Origin of the sequence: Micromonospora sp. CPCC 205554 (assembly GCF_036902745.1) — a bacterium.
GTDB classification, from domain to species: domain Bacteria; phylum Actinomycetota; class Actinomycetes; order Mycobacteriales; family Micromonosporaceae; genus Micromonospora; species Micromonospora tulbaghiae.
Genome location: NZ_JBAKHP010000022.1, coordinates 70,948 through 85,609 on the forward strand (window position 1 = coordinate 70,948; position 14,662 = coordinate 85,609).

Consider the following 14,662-nt stretch of genomic DNA (forward strand, 5'->3'; position numbering starts at 1 on the left):
TCTTGCCTCCTCGGTTCTCCTGGCCCAAGGTCTCAAGTTGAGTCTGGGTGACTCAAGTTCCTGGTTCTGTTTTAGCGCGCCTCCGCCGAGTCGTCAACTCGGCCCGTGAGCGCCTTCTCGAACCAGTGCTGCGCGTACGGGCCATTGTTGAAGGCGGGAATCTCCCGGTAGCCGTGACGCGCGTACAGGGCGCGCGCCTCGACCAGGTCCGAGCGGGTGTCCAGCCGGATCCGCGTCGCCCCGCCGGCGGCCGCGTACGCCTCGATCGCCGCGATCAGCGCCGCCCCGCCCCCGGCGCCCCGGTGCTCCGGGCGCACGTACACCCGGGTCAGCTCGGCCCAGCCCGGCTGCCGTCTCAGCCCGGCGCAACCGGCGAGCCGCCCGTCACGGCGGGCCAGCACCAGCAGCCCGGACGGCGGGGCCAGGTCGTCGCTCGGGTCCTCGGCCAGCGCGGCGTCCACCTCACCGGGCCGCTCCGGACGGCCGTACCAGCGGCGCACCATCTCCGCCATGTACTCGCGCAACAACACCGTCGCGTCCGGCCCGTCCGGGCGCGCGACGTACGTGCTCCAGCCGCTCACGGCCCGGTCCGCCAGTAGACGCCCTGCTCGCGGGTCAGCAGCATGTCGTCGATCAGGTAGCGGCGCAGCGTCACGTGGTCGGCCTCGCCGCCCTCGCACCACCGGCGCAGCGCGTCGTCCACCTCGCGCTCCGGATAGCGCCGCCCGGGCTCGAAGGTGCGTTCGGTGATGTGCTCCAGCAGCACGCGGCGGCGCCCCCGCTGCGCGGGCAGCCGGGTCAGCGCGCCGTCGCGCAGGAACGTGCGCAGGATCGCCTCGCGCGGGTTCGCGGCCGGGACCGCCGGCGCCGCGGCACCGGCCCGGGCGAACTCGCGCAGCCGCTCCGCGTCGACCCGCAACCCGCCCTCGTCGTCGGCGAGCACCCCGGCGTCGGTGAGACGGCGGACGGCCACGGCGGCGTCGCGGGCGGGCAGGCCGGTGCGGGCCACCACGGCCGGCACGTCCCGGGCGCCGAGCACGATCGCGGCGAACACGGTCCGGCGGCGCTCGTCGGCGAGCGCCCCGGCGAGGGCATGAGCGGTCATGGCGGGCAGCCTGTCAGCACTGCACCGGATCCGGCGAGGCGTTTTCCGGCCGCGCTCACAGCCGCCGGTGCATGACGTGCAGCCCCACCCGTCCCAGGGCCGGGTGGGCGAACGACTCCGGCACGGTGCCGATCACGGTGAAGCCGAGCCGCCGGTACAGCTCCACCGCCGCCGTGTTGCTCTCCACCACGGCGTTGAACTGCATCGCGGCGAAACCCTGCCGCCGGGCCCAGTCCAGCGCCTCCTCGCACAGCGCCCGGCCCACACCCCGGCCGCGGGCGTCCGCCGCGACCATGAAACTCGCCGTCGCCACGTGCGATCCCGGCCCGGGCCGGTTCGGGCCCATCTTCGCGGTGCCGCGCACCGCGCCGTCGTGATCCACCGCGACCGAGGTACGCCCCGGCGGACGCTCCACCCACACCTCGCGCGCCGTCTCCGGCGGCCAGTCCGGGTCGTACGCGAACGTGTCGGCGGCGGCGATCACGTCGGCGAGGATCGGCCGGACCTGCTCCCAGTCGGCGTCGGTGTAGTCACGAATCAGCATCGGCGCGCACGCTAGCCGCCGCCCCGGCCGTCCGGCCACCGGTTTCCGTCCACCCGGCCGAGGGCGTCGGGGCATCGGCGAACCACCCGCCGGGGCCATCATGGGCAGGTGGCCGAATCAGTCGCCGACATCGATCGGAGCGAGGCCGCCGCGCCCGGTGGCCCGCCGCCTGCCGGCCCGCGTACCGCCGCGCCCCTGGCGGTCGGCGCGGTCCTCACCGCCGTGCTGCTGTCGCTCGCCGGCCGCTACGGCTACCACCGCGACGAGCTGTACTTCCTGCTGTGCGGGCGGCACCTCGACTGGGGCTACGTCGACCAGGGCCCGCTCGTGCCGGCGCTGGCGCGGCTGGCCGACACGATCGCGCCGGGCAACCTGGTGGTGCTGCGTACCCCGTCGGCGTTCATCGGCGGCGCGGCGGTGGTCCTGGTCGCCGCGATCGCCCGGCAGCTCGGCGCCGGGCGCGTCGCCCAGACGGCCGCGGCGGTGCTCGCCGCCGCCTCGGGCATCGTGCTGGCCGGCGGGCACCTGCTCAGCACCACGAGCGTCGACCTGCTGGTGTGGCTGGCCGCCGCGCTCTGCGTGGTACGGATGCTGCGCACCGGCGACACGCGGTGGGCGCTCGGCGCCGGGCTCGCCCTCGGCATCGGCCTGCTCAACAAACCGCTGCCCGCCCTGCTCGGCGTCGGCCTGGTCGCCGGTCTGCTGATCGCCGGGCCGCGCCGCCTGCTGCGCGACCGGTGGGTGCTCGCCGGGGCGGGCGTCGCCGTGCTGCTCGCCGTGCCGTACGCGGCGTGGCAGGCCACTCACGGCTTCCCGCAGTTCGACGTCGCCGCGTCGATCGCCGAGGGCGACAGCTCCTACAGCGGCCGGGTCGACGCGGTGGTGCTCCAGTTCCTGATCATCAGCCCGTTCGCGGTTCCGGTGTGGATCGCCGGGCTGGTCGCGCTGCTGCGTCGGCCGTCCTGGGCGGCGTACCGGTCGCTGGCCTGGGCGTGGCTGGTGGTGGTCGCGATCGTGGTGGTGGCCGGCGGCAAGGGCTACTACGACGCGCCGCTGCTGCTGGTGCTCACCGCCGCCGGGGTGGTGCCGGCCGTCGAGTGGGCGCGGCGCGGCGCGGCCCGGGCCCGGCAGGCGCTGCTGGTCGCCGCCGTCGTGCTGATGGCCGCGAGCAGCGGGGTGCTGCTGCTGCCCACGGTGCCGGCCGACCGGCTGCCCGGGTTCGTGGTCGCCGCCAACTACGACGCGGGCGAGACGATCGGCTGGCCCGAGTTCGCCGACTCGGTGGCCGCCGTGCACCGTGCACTGCCCCCGGCCGAGCGCGACCGGGCGGTGGTGCTGACCGGCAACTACGGCGAGGCCGGCGCGCTGGCACGCTACGGGCCGGCCCGGGGACTGCCCCGCGCGTACTCCGGGCACAACAGCATGGCCACGTTCGGCCGGCCGCCCGACGACGCCGACGTGGTGATCGTCGTCGGCTGGTCCCGCCCGGAGCCGCTGCGTGCCTGGTTCACCGAGGTCACCGAGGCGGGCCGGGTCGACCAACGGGTCGACGTCGACAACGACGAGAACGGCGAGCCGATCTTCGTCGCGCGGGGACTGCGGCGTCCGTGGTCACAGATCTGGGACACCGAGGTACGCCACGGCTCCTGAGATACTTGCCGCCATCCTCTGGGGAGTCAGCGGGCCGGTCTTCCTCCTCGACTACCTCGGCGCGGTCGCCGTGGCCGTCGTGATCGCCCTGGCGGTACGCGAACTGACCGGCCGCCGTACCCGGGGCGAGACACCGGACCGGGTCGAGCTGGCGTACCTGACCGACCGGGCGCTGCTGGCCTGCCAGGTCGGGGTGGCCGCGCTGCGCCGCGCGGGTGGCGTCGACGTCGGCGAACTCGCCACCCTGCACGCGCAGGGACCACCGCCGCCCGGCTCGCCCGCGCTGGTGCGCGCCCTGCACACCGCGCTGCGCCGCCCGCAGACCTGGGCCGCTGTGCTCGCCGATCCCGCCGTGGGCCGGGCGCTGCGCCGTACCGTCGGGCGGCTGGCCCGCGACGGGTGGCTGCTCACCCGCGCGCAGCGGCGGCGGATCGCGATGGGCACGGTGCCGCTGTTCGCGGTCGCCGCGGTCGGGCTGACCCGGCTCGTGGACAGCGCGGTCGAGGGCCGTTCCGCGGGCGGTCCGGCCTCGGTCGCCGGGCTGCTGCTGTGCTGCCTGGCCACCGCACTGGGCGCGTGGTGGCTGACCGAGGTGCCGGAGACCGGCGCCGCCGCCCGACGGCTGCTGCGGCGGCTGCGCCGCGAGCACGCCGACCTGGACCCGGAGCGCCGCCCGGTCTGGCAGGGCCGCGACACCGACACGCTGCTGACCGGGATGGCGCTGTTCGGCCCCCGGCCCCTGCTGGCCGTCGACCCGGCCTTCGCCGTGCAGGTCGGCGTCGACCCGGAACGGGACCGACCGCGCCCCGACCGCAAACCCGCCCGCCGCTGACCGAACCCCCCATTTCGCGTCGATCATGAAGTTGACGGCGTTCCGTGTCCGGTTTGCCCGGTACCACTTCATGATCGACGGCTCGGGGTGGGCAGGCCGTCGGCGCGAGCCGGTTTCCTTGTCTTGCGGGCCGGGAAGGCTCGGGCATGGCCGAGACATTCGTGAGCGAAGACCTGAAGACACTGCAGGCGATTGCGCGCGGGGCCGGCATACAGGAGGTCGACCGCCTGTCGCCGGACCAGCTGGTCGAGGCGCTGCGCCGCGCCGGGGTGACCGACGGTACACAGGACCAGTGGCCGCCCCAGCCGATCGAGGATCCGGCTCACCTGGCCGGGCTGCCCCGCAGCTCGCTGAAGCAGGGCGACGAGAGCACCGGCGGCCGGGCCGCCGAGGAGGCGATCGGTGCCATGCCCGGCGAGTCCGGCACCGAGATCAACGACCGCACCGAACGCTGACCGTACGCGACAACGGGCCGCCCCCGGTGCTCCCGGGGGCGGCCCCACGCCCGGTCCGACGTGGTCAGTGCATGCCGGCGGCGGCCGCCTCCTCGCGGGCCCGGCGCTCGTCACCGCTGAGCGTGTTCAGCGGCTTCTCCTTGACGAACAGCACGACGATCAGGGCGAGCAGCGCGAAGGGCGCGCCGATGAGGAACATCTCCGACGTGGCGATGCCGTAGACGTCCTGCACGACCCGCAGCACCGGTTCCGGCAGGGCGGACAGGTCCGGCACCTCGGCCGACCCGCCGCCCGCCGCGATCGGGCCCAGCCGTTCGACGGTCAGTGAGGTCACCCGGTTCGCCAGGACGGCGCCGAGCGCGCTGACACCGACCGCGCCGCCCATGCTGCGGAAGAACGTCAGCACCGAGGTGGCCGCGCCGAGTTCGGCGGCCGGTACGTCGTTCTGCGCGGCGAGCACCAGGTTCTGCAGGAGCATGCCGACGCCGACGCCCAGCACCGCCATGTACACCGACAGCACCGGCACGCTCGTGCTCGCGTCGATGGTGCTCAGCAGCAGCATTCCGACCGTCATCACCGCGGCACCGGCGACCAGGAACATCTTCCAGCGGCCGTACCTGGTGATCAGGGCCGTGCGGAACACCGCGCCGGCGACAGTGGTGACGAGCGTCGGGTGGCCGTGGCGCGGGTCGAGTCCCAGCCGGGCGGCCACCGCCGCGACGATCACCTGTTCCGTCTCGGCGTTGCCGCTGATCAGGCGCGGTAGCAGCGACGGGTTCGCCGCGATGACCCGCAGGCGCAGCAGCCACACCTCCCGATCGGCCTCGATGGCCTCGACCACGTCGTCGAAGGCCAGCCGCAGCGCGTCGAACGCGGAGACCTCCGGTGGAGCGGCGACGATGCGGGCCCCCAGCACCTCGCGGTCCGTCGGCTGGTCGCCGAGCAGCGCCTCGTCCTTGCTGGCGAACTAGTTGAAGAAGGTGCGGGCCGACACGTCGGCGGCCTCGCTGATCTCCTCCACCGTCACGTGGTCCAGGCCCCGCTCGGCGACCAGGCGCAGCGCGGCGCTGAGGGCGGCGCGGGTCTACCGCTTCTTGCGGTCACGCAGGCCGGGGCGGCTCTGATCGGAGGTCACGCCGCGACTCTGCGAGCGATCTTGCAGAGGATGCAAAGTTTTAGTCGGTGAAGTGATGCGGGACGCAGTGACGCCGGAAAACGGGTTGAGAGCGGTTCCGGCCCTGCCGTACGGTCCCTGCACCTGTCGTCGCAGCGAAGAAGGACGATTCCGCGTGACCCCTCCTGCTCTCTAGAACCTGACACGTTCCCCACGCCTGTAGCCGACGCCTGCGCGCCGGCTCGCCGGGCTGCCCTCGCGCGCCCGGCCACAGCGTCCGAGGCCGCGCGTAATCGGCCTCGCGTCAGGTCTTCAGAGATCAGGTCTCATGTCATCCCAACCGCATATCGTGCTGTCCTGGGTCGTCCGCCGAACCCGTCTGCCCCTACTGTCGCTGCACTGCGGGAGTTGCGGGTCGGAGTCGGCCACCGCCGGCGGCGGCAGGTTCCGCGTCAACGCCAACGGCAAGCTGCTCGACGTCTGGTTGCTGGTCCGCTGCGTGTCCTGCAACCGCACCATCAAGCTCACCGTCCACGAACGAGCGACAGTCAAGTCGCTCGATCCAGCCCGGCTGCACGGCCACCACCTCAACGATCGCGATCTGGTGGCGGCCACACTGCTCGACCCGTGGTTCGCCCGGCGCTGCCGCTTCACCCTGGACTGGACGGACGCGTGGACGCTCGACGCGCCCACGGTGCCGCTGGACGGGTGGCCGGTCCAGGTGGACGTCACCTTCGACGATCCGGTGCCGGTACGCCCGGACCGGCTCATCGCGAACAGGTTCGGCCTCACCCGGCCCGAGGTGCTGCGCCGGGTCAAGTGCGACATCCCGCTGAAGCGTCCGACGAGCTCCGCCTTCACCTTCACGGTGCTGGCGGAGGACTGACCGGGGCGTGGTCGCGGCGGCCGGGGTGCCGCCGCGACCATGCCGCCCGACCCGATCGAAGGGGTGAGCGGTGGGCCATCACCACCACACGTTCCACAACCCGCCGTCCGCGACGCCGTCCGAGGTCCGCGCGGCTCTCGCCCGCGCGGACCCCGGACCTGCCCTGGACGCCATGGTCGGATGCGCGTCGTACGGCGACGGCGACTGGAAGGAGGCACAGGAGCTCTAGGCACTGGACGACATCGAGGTGTTCCTGCATCCGCGCCGGGCGCGCTGGCGGGGACGCTTGTGGCGTTTGATCCGTCCGTGGACGTGGACCGTCTGACCGCGCGGCTGCCACGTGCGGCGATTACGACCGCTGCCCGGCAGCGCCGCGCGCGGCGACGAGCTCGGCCTCGATCAGATCGGCGGCCCGGTCGGCGCCACCGGCGGCGCGGGCCTGCCGCTTCAACTCCGCGCTCCGGGCCACCACGGCGGGGTCCGAGGTGAGGGCGAGCAGCGTCTCACGCAGTTCCACGGCGGTGACGGTCGCCGAGTCGACGACCCGGGCGACGCCGAGTGCGGCCAGTTGCTCGGCGTTCGCGAACTGGTCGGCCGCCTGCGGTGCGGCGATCATCGGCGTCCCGCAGTAGAGCCCCTCGCTGCTGCCGCCCATGCCGGCGTGGGTGACGAAGGCGTCCGCCTGTTCCAGTACGGCAAGCTGCGGCACCCACCGGTGGACCTCCACGCTGTCCGGGACGGGACCGAGTTCGGTGGGATCGACGTGCTCGCCGATCTGCAGAACGGTGTGCCAGCCGGGCAGGTCACCGAACGCGGCGACGCAGCGGCGGTAGAACTCGGGCTGCCGGGTGAAGGCGGAGCCGAGCGAGACGAGCAGCACCTTCCCGGCTCGCTCCGGTCGTACCCAGGAACCCTGGTCGGAGCGGTCCCCCAGGACCGGGCCGACGAAGCTGTAGACCGACCGGTCCACCCGGTCGGCGTTCGGCTGGAGCGCCTCCGGCGGCAGGACGAGGCTGCGGACCGGCCGCCCCTGGAACGCCATGCTGTCGGTGACCGACGAACCCTCCGCGGTCAGCCACGCCGTGAAGCGCCGGTAGTAGTCGGCGCCGCGCGGATCGGCCCGCATCGCCTCCACGGCGGGCGCCATCTCCTGCTCGTAGCCGTCCCAGGCCACGAACGTCGAGGAGAGTTGGACGGCCGGGATCCCCCACTGCTCGCCGAGCAGCCGGGCCGGCGCGCCGGCGATGTCGTAGAGGAACAGGTCGGGCCGGTCGTCGGCGTAGGCGGCCCGCAGCTGCGGCAGCATGGCGATCGCGTCGTCGAGGAAGAGCGTGAGCTGCGCGATCGGGTCGTCGATGCCGGCGCCGCCGTCAGCGGGCAGCGTCGAGGCGTACGGCTTCAGCTCCGCGCCGGTGGCCCGGATGACCTCGGCGAAGGCGGGGTCGTTGGCGTACGTGACCCGGTGGCCGCGCCGCACGAGGGTACGGATGATCTCCAAGCTCGGGTTGACGTGGCCGTGGAACGGGATGCTGACCATGGCGATGTGCGGCAAGTGATCTCCTGATCGTCGCTGAGACGAGACGTTGCGTCTCGCACAGAAGATCACAGCGCGGCGCACCCGTCAAGACGATACGTCTCGTCTCGTTGTAGGCTCGTGGAGTGACCCCCCAGCCCGCCCGCCGCAACGAGCAGTCCCGCCGCGCGATCCTCACCGCCGCCCTGGAACTGTTGACCGAGACCGGCTACCCGGCCCTGACCGTCGAGGCGATCGCCGCCCGCGCCGGCGTCGGCAAGCAGACCATCTACCGCTGGTGGCGCGGCAAGGGCGCGGTCATCCTGGACGCGCTCGCCGACGACATGCCGGAGGTCATCGCCCTGCCCGACACCGGCGACCTCCGGGCTGACCTGCGCCAGGTTCTCCGGGCCACAGTCGCCGAGTTCGCCGACCCCCGGCTGTCGGCGACCACCCGGGCCGTCACCATCGAGACACTCGCCGACGAGGAGCTGGCCGGCCAGGCACGCGACCGGCTGCTCCGCCCCCAGCTGAACGCGGTCCGCGTACGCCTGGAGGCCGCCCGCGAGGCCGGCCAGGTTCGCCCCGACGCGGCGCTGGACCAGGTGGTGGAACTGCTGTTCGGCCCGCTCTACCACCGCTGGCTGCTGCGCAACGGCCCCCTGACCGACGACTACGCCGACGGCATCGTCGACCTGGTCGTTGCCGCCGTCACCCCGTCGACGGGCACCGGCCGCTAACCGTTCGTCTGCGGCCTATCCGGCGGACAGTTTCTGCGACAGCCGGTCCAGTCCGTCTCTTATCAGCTTCCCGTAGCCGTCGTCGCCGAGCGCGCCGATCCCCTCCCGGGCCCGCCGGAGGTGGTCCCGCGCCTGGTCGAGTTCGCCGAGCTTGCGGTGGCACTCCGCCAGGTTGAGATGCAGCGACGGGTACAGCCCGGCAACCGACATCGGCACCCCGGCCCGCGCGACCCGCTCGTCGGTGAGCAGACCGGCCGCCGCGAGCGCCCGCCGGTCCCAGACCAGCTCCTGGCGTACGTCGTCCTGCACGTCGGCCATCGCGTGGGCGAGGACGCAGACGTGCAGCGGATCGCCCCGCTCCCCGCCGATCTCGTCCCAGATCCGGGCGAACAGGTCGCGGGCGTCCTCCCGCCGACCGTGCTGGTGGTGCATCTGGACGCCGTCGTTGATCCGGGTCAGCGTCGCGTCGAACACCATCGCCTGCTCCCTGGGATCGGCTGCGGTGGCGCGATCGTACGCCGACAGCGCGGACGGAGCCTGCCCGCACATAACTGTCATTATGGTGTGGCACCGATTTGACCCTTTTGTCCGCTCAGATTTCCACATTGCTGTTACCGGTAATCCGATAAAACGGGAGTTGACTCGGCGGCGAGGTTCGACAGGATCGGGGTGTGCACACCACGAGCCGGCGCTGGGAGCCTGTCGTCCTGGCGGCCTGCCTGCTGGTGGCGGCGACCGGCTGCACGACCGGGGACGACGCGGGGCGACGCGCACCTGTCGCGCCCGGCTCCCCGTCCGCTGACGCAGGGGCCTCGCTGCTGCCGCCGCTACCCGAGGATGGTCAACGCCTTTCGTGTGCCGACTCGGTTGCCACCGAGGCGGCCCCGGGTGAGCAGTACCGCGTTGTGGCGGAAGCCGTCGCGGTGTCGTCGACAGTGCTGCAGCCCGTCGAGTCGTCCGGCAACCGGGGGCCGACGCGCCTCTTCGCCAAATGGGGCCTCTACGTACGGGCCGGAGCGGCTGCGGAGGTACGGGTCGCACCCGGGTGGGAGGACCGCGCCCGGATCGGTTGGGGCCCGGGTACCGCCCCGGCGACCACCGTGCAGGTCGAGGCGTGTCCGGTCGCGACCGGTCCGGACGCGTGGTCGGTCTTTACCGGGGGCACCTGGGTGGCGAGTACGGCGTGCGTACCGCTGGTGATCCGGTCCCAGGGACGAGAAGCCGTGGCGCGGCTCGCGGTGGGCGTCGCATGCGGCCGGAGCACGCCGTGACGTCGTGCGAGCGTCGGCGCTCGGCCCTGACACCGTGACAAGGTCTTCACCGGGCGCAGGAGGTGGCGAGCGGCCTAGCGCGCGAACGGTTCGATCACCTCGAACGCGTCCTGGAACCGCACCGGGATGCCGCTCTCCGCGCTCTTGCGGTCGAGGAACGCCTTCGTCACGGCGAACCTGTCGAAGACGGCGGGCAGCGGGCGCAAGAAGACGGCTTCGGCTGACGCCCCGCGGGAGCCCATGGACGGATGGTAGTGCGCCGGCGAGCCGCTGGATCATCAGCGCGCCGTGCCCGGGGAGGAGCCGGCCGCGTCGGCGTCACGCGTTTCGGTGTGCGGAGCGGTGCTGCGCAGGCTCCACCCGATCGACACCGCGATCGTCGCCACGATCACGCCGAGGGTGACCGGGATGGGCAGCTTGCCGACCGGCGTCTCCGAGAGGATCAACTTCACGCCGGCGAAGGCGAGCAGGACGGCCAGGCCGTAGTGCAGGTGCACGAAGCGGCGCAGCAGCCCGGCGAGGCAGAAGTAGAGGCTGCGCAGGCCGAGGATGGCGAAGGCGTTGGCGGTCCAGACGATGAACGTGCTGGTCGTGATGGCCAGGATCGCGGCGACGCTGTCGATGGCGAAGATCAGGTCGGTGGCCTCGACCGCGATCAGGACCACGAACAGCAGAGTCGCGACCCGTCTGCCGTCGACCCGGGCGAAGAACCTGTCGCCGTGGAAAGCCGGGTCGGTCGGAATGAGCCTGCGGACCAGCCGGACGACGGGGTTGCGGTCCGGCGGGGTCTGCTCGTCGTGGCGGAACGCCATCTTGTAGCCGGTCCAGACGAGGAACGCGCCGAACACGTACGCGGTCCAGAAGAACGTCTCGAGCAGCTCGGCGCCGACGAAGTTGAAGACCAGCCGGAAGGCCAGGGCGCCGATGACACCCCAGAACAGCACCTTGTGCTGGAACGCGGCGGGCACGGCGAAGTAGGTGAAGATCAGCGCGAAGACGAAGACGTTGTCGATCGACAGCGCCTTCTCGATCAGGTAGCCGGCGTAGTAGGTGCCGGCCACGTCACCGCCCTGCCAGGCCCAGAGGACGACGCCGAAGAGCAGGCCGGCGGCGATCCAGATGCCGGACCAGACCGCTGCCTCACGGAAGCCGATGACGTGGTTGTCGCGGTGCAGGAACAGATCGACGGCGAGCATCGCCGCGATCGCCAGCACGAGTACGGCCCAGATCCACCAGGACACGGACATGACGAAGGGAAGACCTCTCGCCCGGGCCGGCGCACCCGAGGTGTGCCGGCGCTGCTGGACGAGGGTCTCCCCGGGCCATCGGTGGCTGCATCGCCGGGATCCGGATGGGCCGGGCCCGTACTGACGGCGGTGCGTGGATCGTCGGGTACTCCCCCTCGAACTACGATCCAGTATTCACGAAGTGCTGTTCATGCGTCAAGGGAGCCGGGCCGTCGATAGGGTGACCGGATGGACGAAGACGCTCGACGTCGGCACTCGTCGTCGTTCGGCGCGGCGGCGACCGCGTACGCCGAACACCGCCCGGACTACGCGCGGGCCGCCCTGCGATGGGCGCTCGAACCCGCACCCGGCGCGCGGGTGCTCGACCTCGGCGCGGGCACCGGCAAGCTCACGGCCACGCTGGCCGAGGTCACCGGCGAGGTCACGGTGGTCGAGCCGGACCCGGCGATGCTCGCCGAACTCCGCCGCGCCCTGCCGGACGTACGCGCCCTGCCCGGCAGCGCCGAGTCGATCCCCCTGCCGGACACCTCCGTCGACGCCGTGGTCGCCGGCAACGCCATGCACTGGTTCGACATGGCCGTCGCCGGACCGGAGATCGCCCGCGTCCTCACGCCCGGCGGAGTCCTGGCCGGACTGTGGAACGTCGTGGACGACCGGGTCGACTGGGTCGCCGGGCTCGTGGCGGTCAGCGGAAGCGCCGCCATCGGCCCCCGGGACACGCCCGCGAACTGGCGCGTCGCCACGGCCGGCATGCACCTGCCGAAGACGGGTGAGGCCCGGTTCGGCTCGCCCGAGCAGGCCGAGTTCCCGCACGGGCAGCGCCGCACCGCCGACTCGCTGGTGGCGACGCTCGCCACCCGGGCGGGAATGCTGGTCATGCCGGAACGGGAACGCACGGAGACGCTCGACCGCATCCGCGCGTACCTGGCGAGCCGGCCCGAGACGGCCGGCGGGGAGTTCACGCTCCCGATGCTGACGTGCGTGCTGCGCGTACGCCGGCTGTTACGACGATGACCGGCGCGGACGTCCGGTCCGCCGCCGCCGCGATGACCGCCGTGCTAGGGCCCGCCACCGACCGGGACTGGACGGTACGCGCCGGTGACCTGGACTGGTCCTGCTGGACCACCGCCGCGCACATCGCGCACGACCTGGTCGCGTACACCGGTCAGGTCTCGGGCCGGCCCGACGGCGGCTATCTGCCGTTCGACCTGCGGGTACGCGCCGACGCCGCGCCCGCCGAGGTGCTCACTGTCGCGGCGGCCGCGGCCGGGATGCTCGCCGCCACGATCGACGCCGCGAGCCCGGACGACCGGGCGTGGCACTTCGGCCCGTGCGATCCGGGCGGGTTCGCCGCGATGGGCGTGGCCGAGATCCTGCTGCACACAGGCGACCTGACGCGGGGGCTGGGCCTGGACTGGTCGCCACCCGCCGGGCTGTGTGCCGGGGTGGTGCACCGGTTGTTCCCTGACGCACCGGACGGCGACCCGGCGCCGGTGCTGCTGTGGCTGACCGGCCGCGCGCCGCTCGGCGACCGGCCGCGGCGTGCCGCGTGGACCTGGCAGGCGGCGCTTCCCTGAGCGTTGTCAGCGACGCCACCAGCGCCGACGGCGGCGCGGGCGGGCCGGGACGGCGCGAGGCGGCTCCGGTGCCGTAGTGTCCGGCGCGGCGCGTTCCCGATCGGCGCGCCAGCGGCGCACCGCCTCCTCGACGTTGACCGGGCGGACCACCACGCGTGGCCCGGTCGGGGTACGCAGCCAGGCCACCACCTCGGTGTTGAGCGCCGCCACGTACGACCGGACGGCCTCCTCGGTGGGCAGGTCGCGCAGCTCGGCCGGGAGCTGTTCGATGCGGCGGCGCAACTGGAGCGGCGTGGGCAGCAGCAGGTCGGACGGGATCTGCTCGCGCTCCATGAAGCTGCGGATCCACCAGCCCTCGTCGTAGGGCATGTCGCGCCCCGGGATGGGCTTGCCGGCACCCGGCAGGTTGTCGAACTCGCCGCGTTCCTGGGCCGAGCGGATCTGCGCCTCGACCGCGGCCTCCCAGCCTGTCGTCACCGCCGTCACCTCCCGTACCCACGGTATCCGCCACCGTCCGACAAGGGTCAGCGTCGCGCGGGGCCGGACTGTTCCCGCGCGGCGGACCAGGCGGCCGCGTAGCGTCCCACCGGGTACGTGAAGGGGGTGACGGCGTGCGCGACTGGCTCATCGGCCTCGCTGTGGCGACGGCCTGCCTGCTCGTGAGCTGGGCGGTGCTGGTGCTGCTGGCCCGGCGCCTGCCGCCGGGGATCCTGCGCGACCTGGCCGCGTTCATACCCGACTGCGTGACCGCCGTACGACGGCTGCGCCGCGACCCGCGGGTGCCCCGCCGCGCCCGGGTCGCGATCGTGGTCGCCGGACTCTGGGTGGCCAGCCCGATCGACCTCATCCCGGAGTTCCTGCCGGTGATCGGCCCGCTCGACGACATCGTCGTGGTGGCGCTCGCGTTGCGCTACGCCGCCCGGCAGATGCCCCTCCGGGTGCTGCTCGACGCGTGGCCGGGCGAGCCGCGGCTGCTGCTGCGCCTGATCGGTGGCACTGTCACGTCTCCTCCGTCATGAGACCGTCCGGTGGCGGACGTGGCGGTGCCCGTCGCGCGGGTACGGCGGGCGGGCCGGCAGCACCTCGGCGAACGCGTAGCCGCTCTTCTCCGCCACCCGGCACGACGCCGGGTTGTCGATCTGGTGCAGCAGCTCCAGGTGGGTCAGGCCGGTGGCGGCGAACCGGGCGAACGCCCACGCGGTGACCGCCTCGACCGCGCGTGGCGCGACACCCCGGCCCCGTGCCGGCGCGGCCGTCCAGTAGCCGATCTCGGCGGCCGGACGGCCCGGACGGACGTCCTTGAGCACCACGCAGGCCACCACCTGCTCCCCCTCCAGCACCGCGAACATGAACCGGTGCCCGGCGGCCCAGCCCTGGTGGCTGCGGCGCAGGAACACCTGCGCCTGCGCCGGGCCGGTCACCGGATGGCTGGTCCAGGCGCGCAGCACCGGATCCCGGTACGCCTCGATCAGCGCGTCGGCGTCACCGTCGCGCCACGGGCGCAGCAGCAGCGCGGGCGCGGTCGGGGTGGCCGGCGCGGAGAGCACGATCGACATGCCGCAAGTATCACCGCCGCAACACCGGCACCACCGCCCCCGCTCCGGCGATCATGAGGTTGGCGGCGACAAATCGGACGCCGGCGGCAGCCAACCTCATGATCGGCGCAGTGAGGGTGGGAGGGGACGGTGCGGGGCGACGGGTGGGCGTAGGGTCCGGTTAGGCGGGAGC

At 73.2% G+C, this 14,662-nt stretch carries 20 protein-coding genes; 9 read left to right on the forward strand and 11 right to left on the reverse strand.

Annotated elements, in window-relative coordinates; translation table 11 throughout:
- Positions 1 to 71 precede the first annotated feature (71 nt).
- From V6U82_RS23435 to V6U82_RS23445, 3 genes are read right to left on the reverse strand one after another with little or no spacing between them, the layout of a single operon-like run.
- Complete coding sequence (locus tag V6U82_RS23435; RefSeq protein WP_334464557.1) at positions 72 to 581, reverse strand: GNAT family N-acetyltransferase; 510 nt, start codon at positions 579 to 581, stop codon at positions 72 to 74.
- Positions 578 to 1,105 (reverse strand): DUF2087 domain-containing protein, encoded by a 528-nt coding sequence (locus tag V6U82_RS23440; RefSeq protein WP_334464559.1) that lies wholly within the window; start codon positions 1,103 to 1,105, stop codon positions 578 to 580. Before V6U82_RS23440 ends, V6U82_RS23435 begins: the two co-directional genes overlap by 4 nt.
- A 55-nt stretch (positions 1,106 to 1,160) precedes the next feature.
- The gene (locus V6U82_RS23445) at positions 1,161 to 1,649 is read right to left on the reverse strand and encodes a GNAT family N-acetyltransferase (protein WP_334464561.1); all 489 of its coding nucleotides are present in this window, start codon (positions 1,647 to 1,649) and stop codon (positions 1,161 to 1,163) included.
- Between the two features lie 108 nt (positions 1,650 to 1,757).
- Here V6U82_RS23445 and V6U82_RS23450 point away from each other — a divergent pair, with 108 nt between their 5' ends.
- The 3 genes from V6U82_RS23450 (at position 1,758) to V6U82_RS23460 (ending at position 4,586) form a co-directional block, all read left to right on the forward strand.
- On the forward strand, positions 1,758 to 3,299 hold the full coding sequence (locus V6U82_RS23450) for an ArnT family glycosyltransferase (RefSeq protein WP_334464563.1): 1,542 nt from the start codon (positions 1,758 to 1,760) through the stop codon (positions 3,297 to 3,299).
- Positions 3,300 to 3,312: 13 nt separating this feature from the next.
- Positions 3,313 to 4,131: a TIGR04222 domain-containing membrane protein gene (locus tag V6U82_RS23455; protein ID WP_334464614.1), complete on the forward strand. Its 819-nt coding sequence runs from the start codon at positions 3,313 to 3,315 to the stop codon at positions 4,129 to 4,131.
- A gap of 146 nt (positions 4,132 to 4,277) precedes the next feature.
- Positions 4,278 to 4,586, forward strand: a complete 309-nt coding sequence (locus V6U82_RS23460) for a hypothetical protein (RefSeq protein ID WP_128136983.1) — start codon at positions 4,278 to 4,280, stop codon at positions 4,584 to 4,586.
- Positions 4,587 to 4,650: 64 nt separating this feature from the next.
- Here the strand turns inward: V6U82_RS23460 and V6U82_RS23465 are convergent, their stop codons facing one another.
- The gene (locus V6U82_RS23465; RefSeq protein WP_334464566.1) at positions 4,651 to 5,502 is read right to left on the reverse strand and encodes an acyl-CoA-like ligand-binding transcription factor; all 852 of its coding nucleotides are present in this window, start codon (positions 5,500 to 5,502) and stop codon (positions 4,651 to 4,653) included.
- A 51-nt stretch (positions 5,503 to 5,553) separates the two neighbouring features.
- Entirely contained in the window at positions 5,554 to 5,646 is a 93-nt protein-coding gene (locus tag V6U82_RS23470) for a TetR family transcriptional regulator (RefSeq protein WP_128136994.1), read from the reverse strand.
- 403 nt (positions 5,647 to 6,049) lie between these two features.
- Here V6U82_RS23470 and V6U82_RS23475 point away from each other — a divergent pair, with 403 nt between their 5' ends.
- Positions 6,050 to 6,586: a DUF1062 domain-containing protein gene (locus tag V6U82_RS23475; RefSeq protein WP_334464568.1), complete on the forward strand. Its 537-nt coding sequence runs from the start codon at positions 6,050 to 6,052 to the stop codon at positions 6,584 to 6,586.
- Positions 6,587 to 6,656: 70 nt separating this feature from the next.
- Positions 6,657 to 6,815, forward strand: coding sequence for a hypothetical protein (locus tag V6U82_RS23480; protein WP_334464570.1), 159 nt, complete (start codon positions 6,657 to 6,659; stop codon positions 6,813 to 6,815).
- 120 nt (positions 6,816 to 6,935) lie between these two features.
- Here V6U82_RS23480 and V6U82_RS23485 read toward each other — a convergent pair whose 3' ends face one another.
- Entirely contained in the window at positions 6,936 to 8,123 is a 1,188-nt protein-coding gene (locus tag V6U82_RS23485; RefSeq protein WP_435123051.1) for a macrolide family glycosyltransferase, read from the reverse strand.
- Positions 8,124 to 8,245: 122 nt separating this feature from the next.
- On the opposite strand from V6U82_RS23485, the gene V6U82_RS23490 reads away from it, so the two are divergent.
- The gene (locus V6U82_RS23490) at positions 8,246 to 8,839 is read left to right on the forward strand and encodes a TetR/AcrR family transcriptional regulator (protein WP_334464574.1); all 594 of its coding nucleotides are present in this window, start codon (positions 8,246 to 8,248) and stop codon (positions 8,837 to 8,839) included.
- Between the two features lie 15 nt (positions 8,840 to 8,854).
- Here V6U82_RS23490 and V6U82_RS23495 read toward each other — a convergent pair whose 3' ends face one another.
- From V6U82_RS23495 to V6U82_RS23505, 3 genes are all read right to left on the reverse strand, one after another.
- On the reverse strand, positions 8,855 to 9,316 hold the full coding sequence (locus V6U82_RS23495) for a tetratricopeptide repeat protein (protein WP_128136987.1): 462 nt from the start codon (positions 9,314 to 9,316) through the stop codon (positions 8,855 to 8,857).
- A gap of 868 nt (positions 9,317 to 10,184) precedes the next feature.
- Positions 10,185 to 10,352 (reverse strand): hypothetical protein, encoded by a 168-nt coding sequence (locus V6U82_RS23500; RefSeq protein WP_334464577.1) that lies wholly within the window; start codon positions 10,350 to 10,352, stop codon positions 10,185 to 10,187.
- A gap of 36 nt (positions 10,353 to 10,388) precedes the next feature.
- The gene (locus V6U82_RS23505; RefSeq protein ID WP_334464579.1) at positions 10,389 to 11,357 is read right to left on the reverse strand and encodes a TerC family protein; all 969 of its coding nucleotides are present in this window, start codon (positions 11,355 to 11,357) and stop codon (positions 10,389 to 10,391) included.
- A gap of 228 nt (positions 11,358 to 11,585) precedes the next feature.
- On the opposite strand from V6U82_RS23505, the gene V6U82_RS23510 reads away from it, so the two are divergent.
- A complete protein-coding gene (locus V6U82_RS23510) occupies positions 11,586 to 12,371 on the forward strand; it encodes a class I SAM-dependent methyltransferase (RefSeq protein WP_334464581.1) in 786 nt (261 codons plus the stop codon).
- Complete coding sequence (locus V6U82_RS23515; protein ID WP_334464583.1) at positions 12,368 to 12,934, forward strand: DinB family protein; 567 nt, start codon at positions 12,368 to 12,370, stop codon at positions 12,932 to 12,934. Before V6U82_RS23510 ends, V6U82_RS23515 begins: the two co-directional genes overlap by 4 nt.
- Positions 12,935 to 12,940: 6 nt before the next feature.
- On the opposite strand, the gene V6U82_RS23520 is transcribed toward V6U82_RS23515, so the two are convergent.
- Positions 12,941 to 13,411, reverse strand: coding sequence for a J-domain-containing protein (locus V6U82_RS23520; RefSeq protein WP_128136990.1), 471 nt, complete (start codon positions 13,409 to 13,411; stop codon positions 12,941 to 12,943).
- A 134-nt stretch (positions 13,412 to 13,545) separates the two neighbouring features.
- Between V6U82_RS23520 and V6U82_RS23525 the strand changes: the two genes are divergently transcribed.
- Entirely contained in the window at positions 13,546 to 13,953 is a 408-nt protein-coding gene (locus V6U82_RS23525; protein WP_334464586.1) for a YkvA family protein, read from the forward strand.
- On the opposite strand, the gene V6U82_RS23530 is transcribed toward V6U82_RS23525, so the two are convergent.
- Positions 13,948 to 14,490: a GNAT family N-acetyltransferase gene (locus V6U82_RS23530; protein ID WP_128136992.1), complete on the reverse strand. Its 543-nt coding sequence runs from the start codon at positions 14,488 to 14,490 to the stop codon at positions 13,948 to 13,950. The two genes, V6U82_RS23525 and V6U82_RS23530, sit on opposite strands and share 6 nt — an antisense overlap.
- Positions 14,491 to 14,662: the final 172 nt, after the last annotated feature.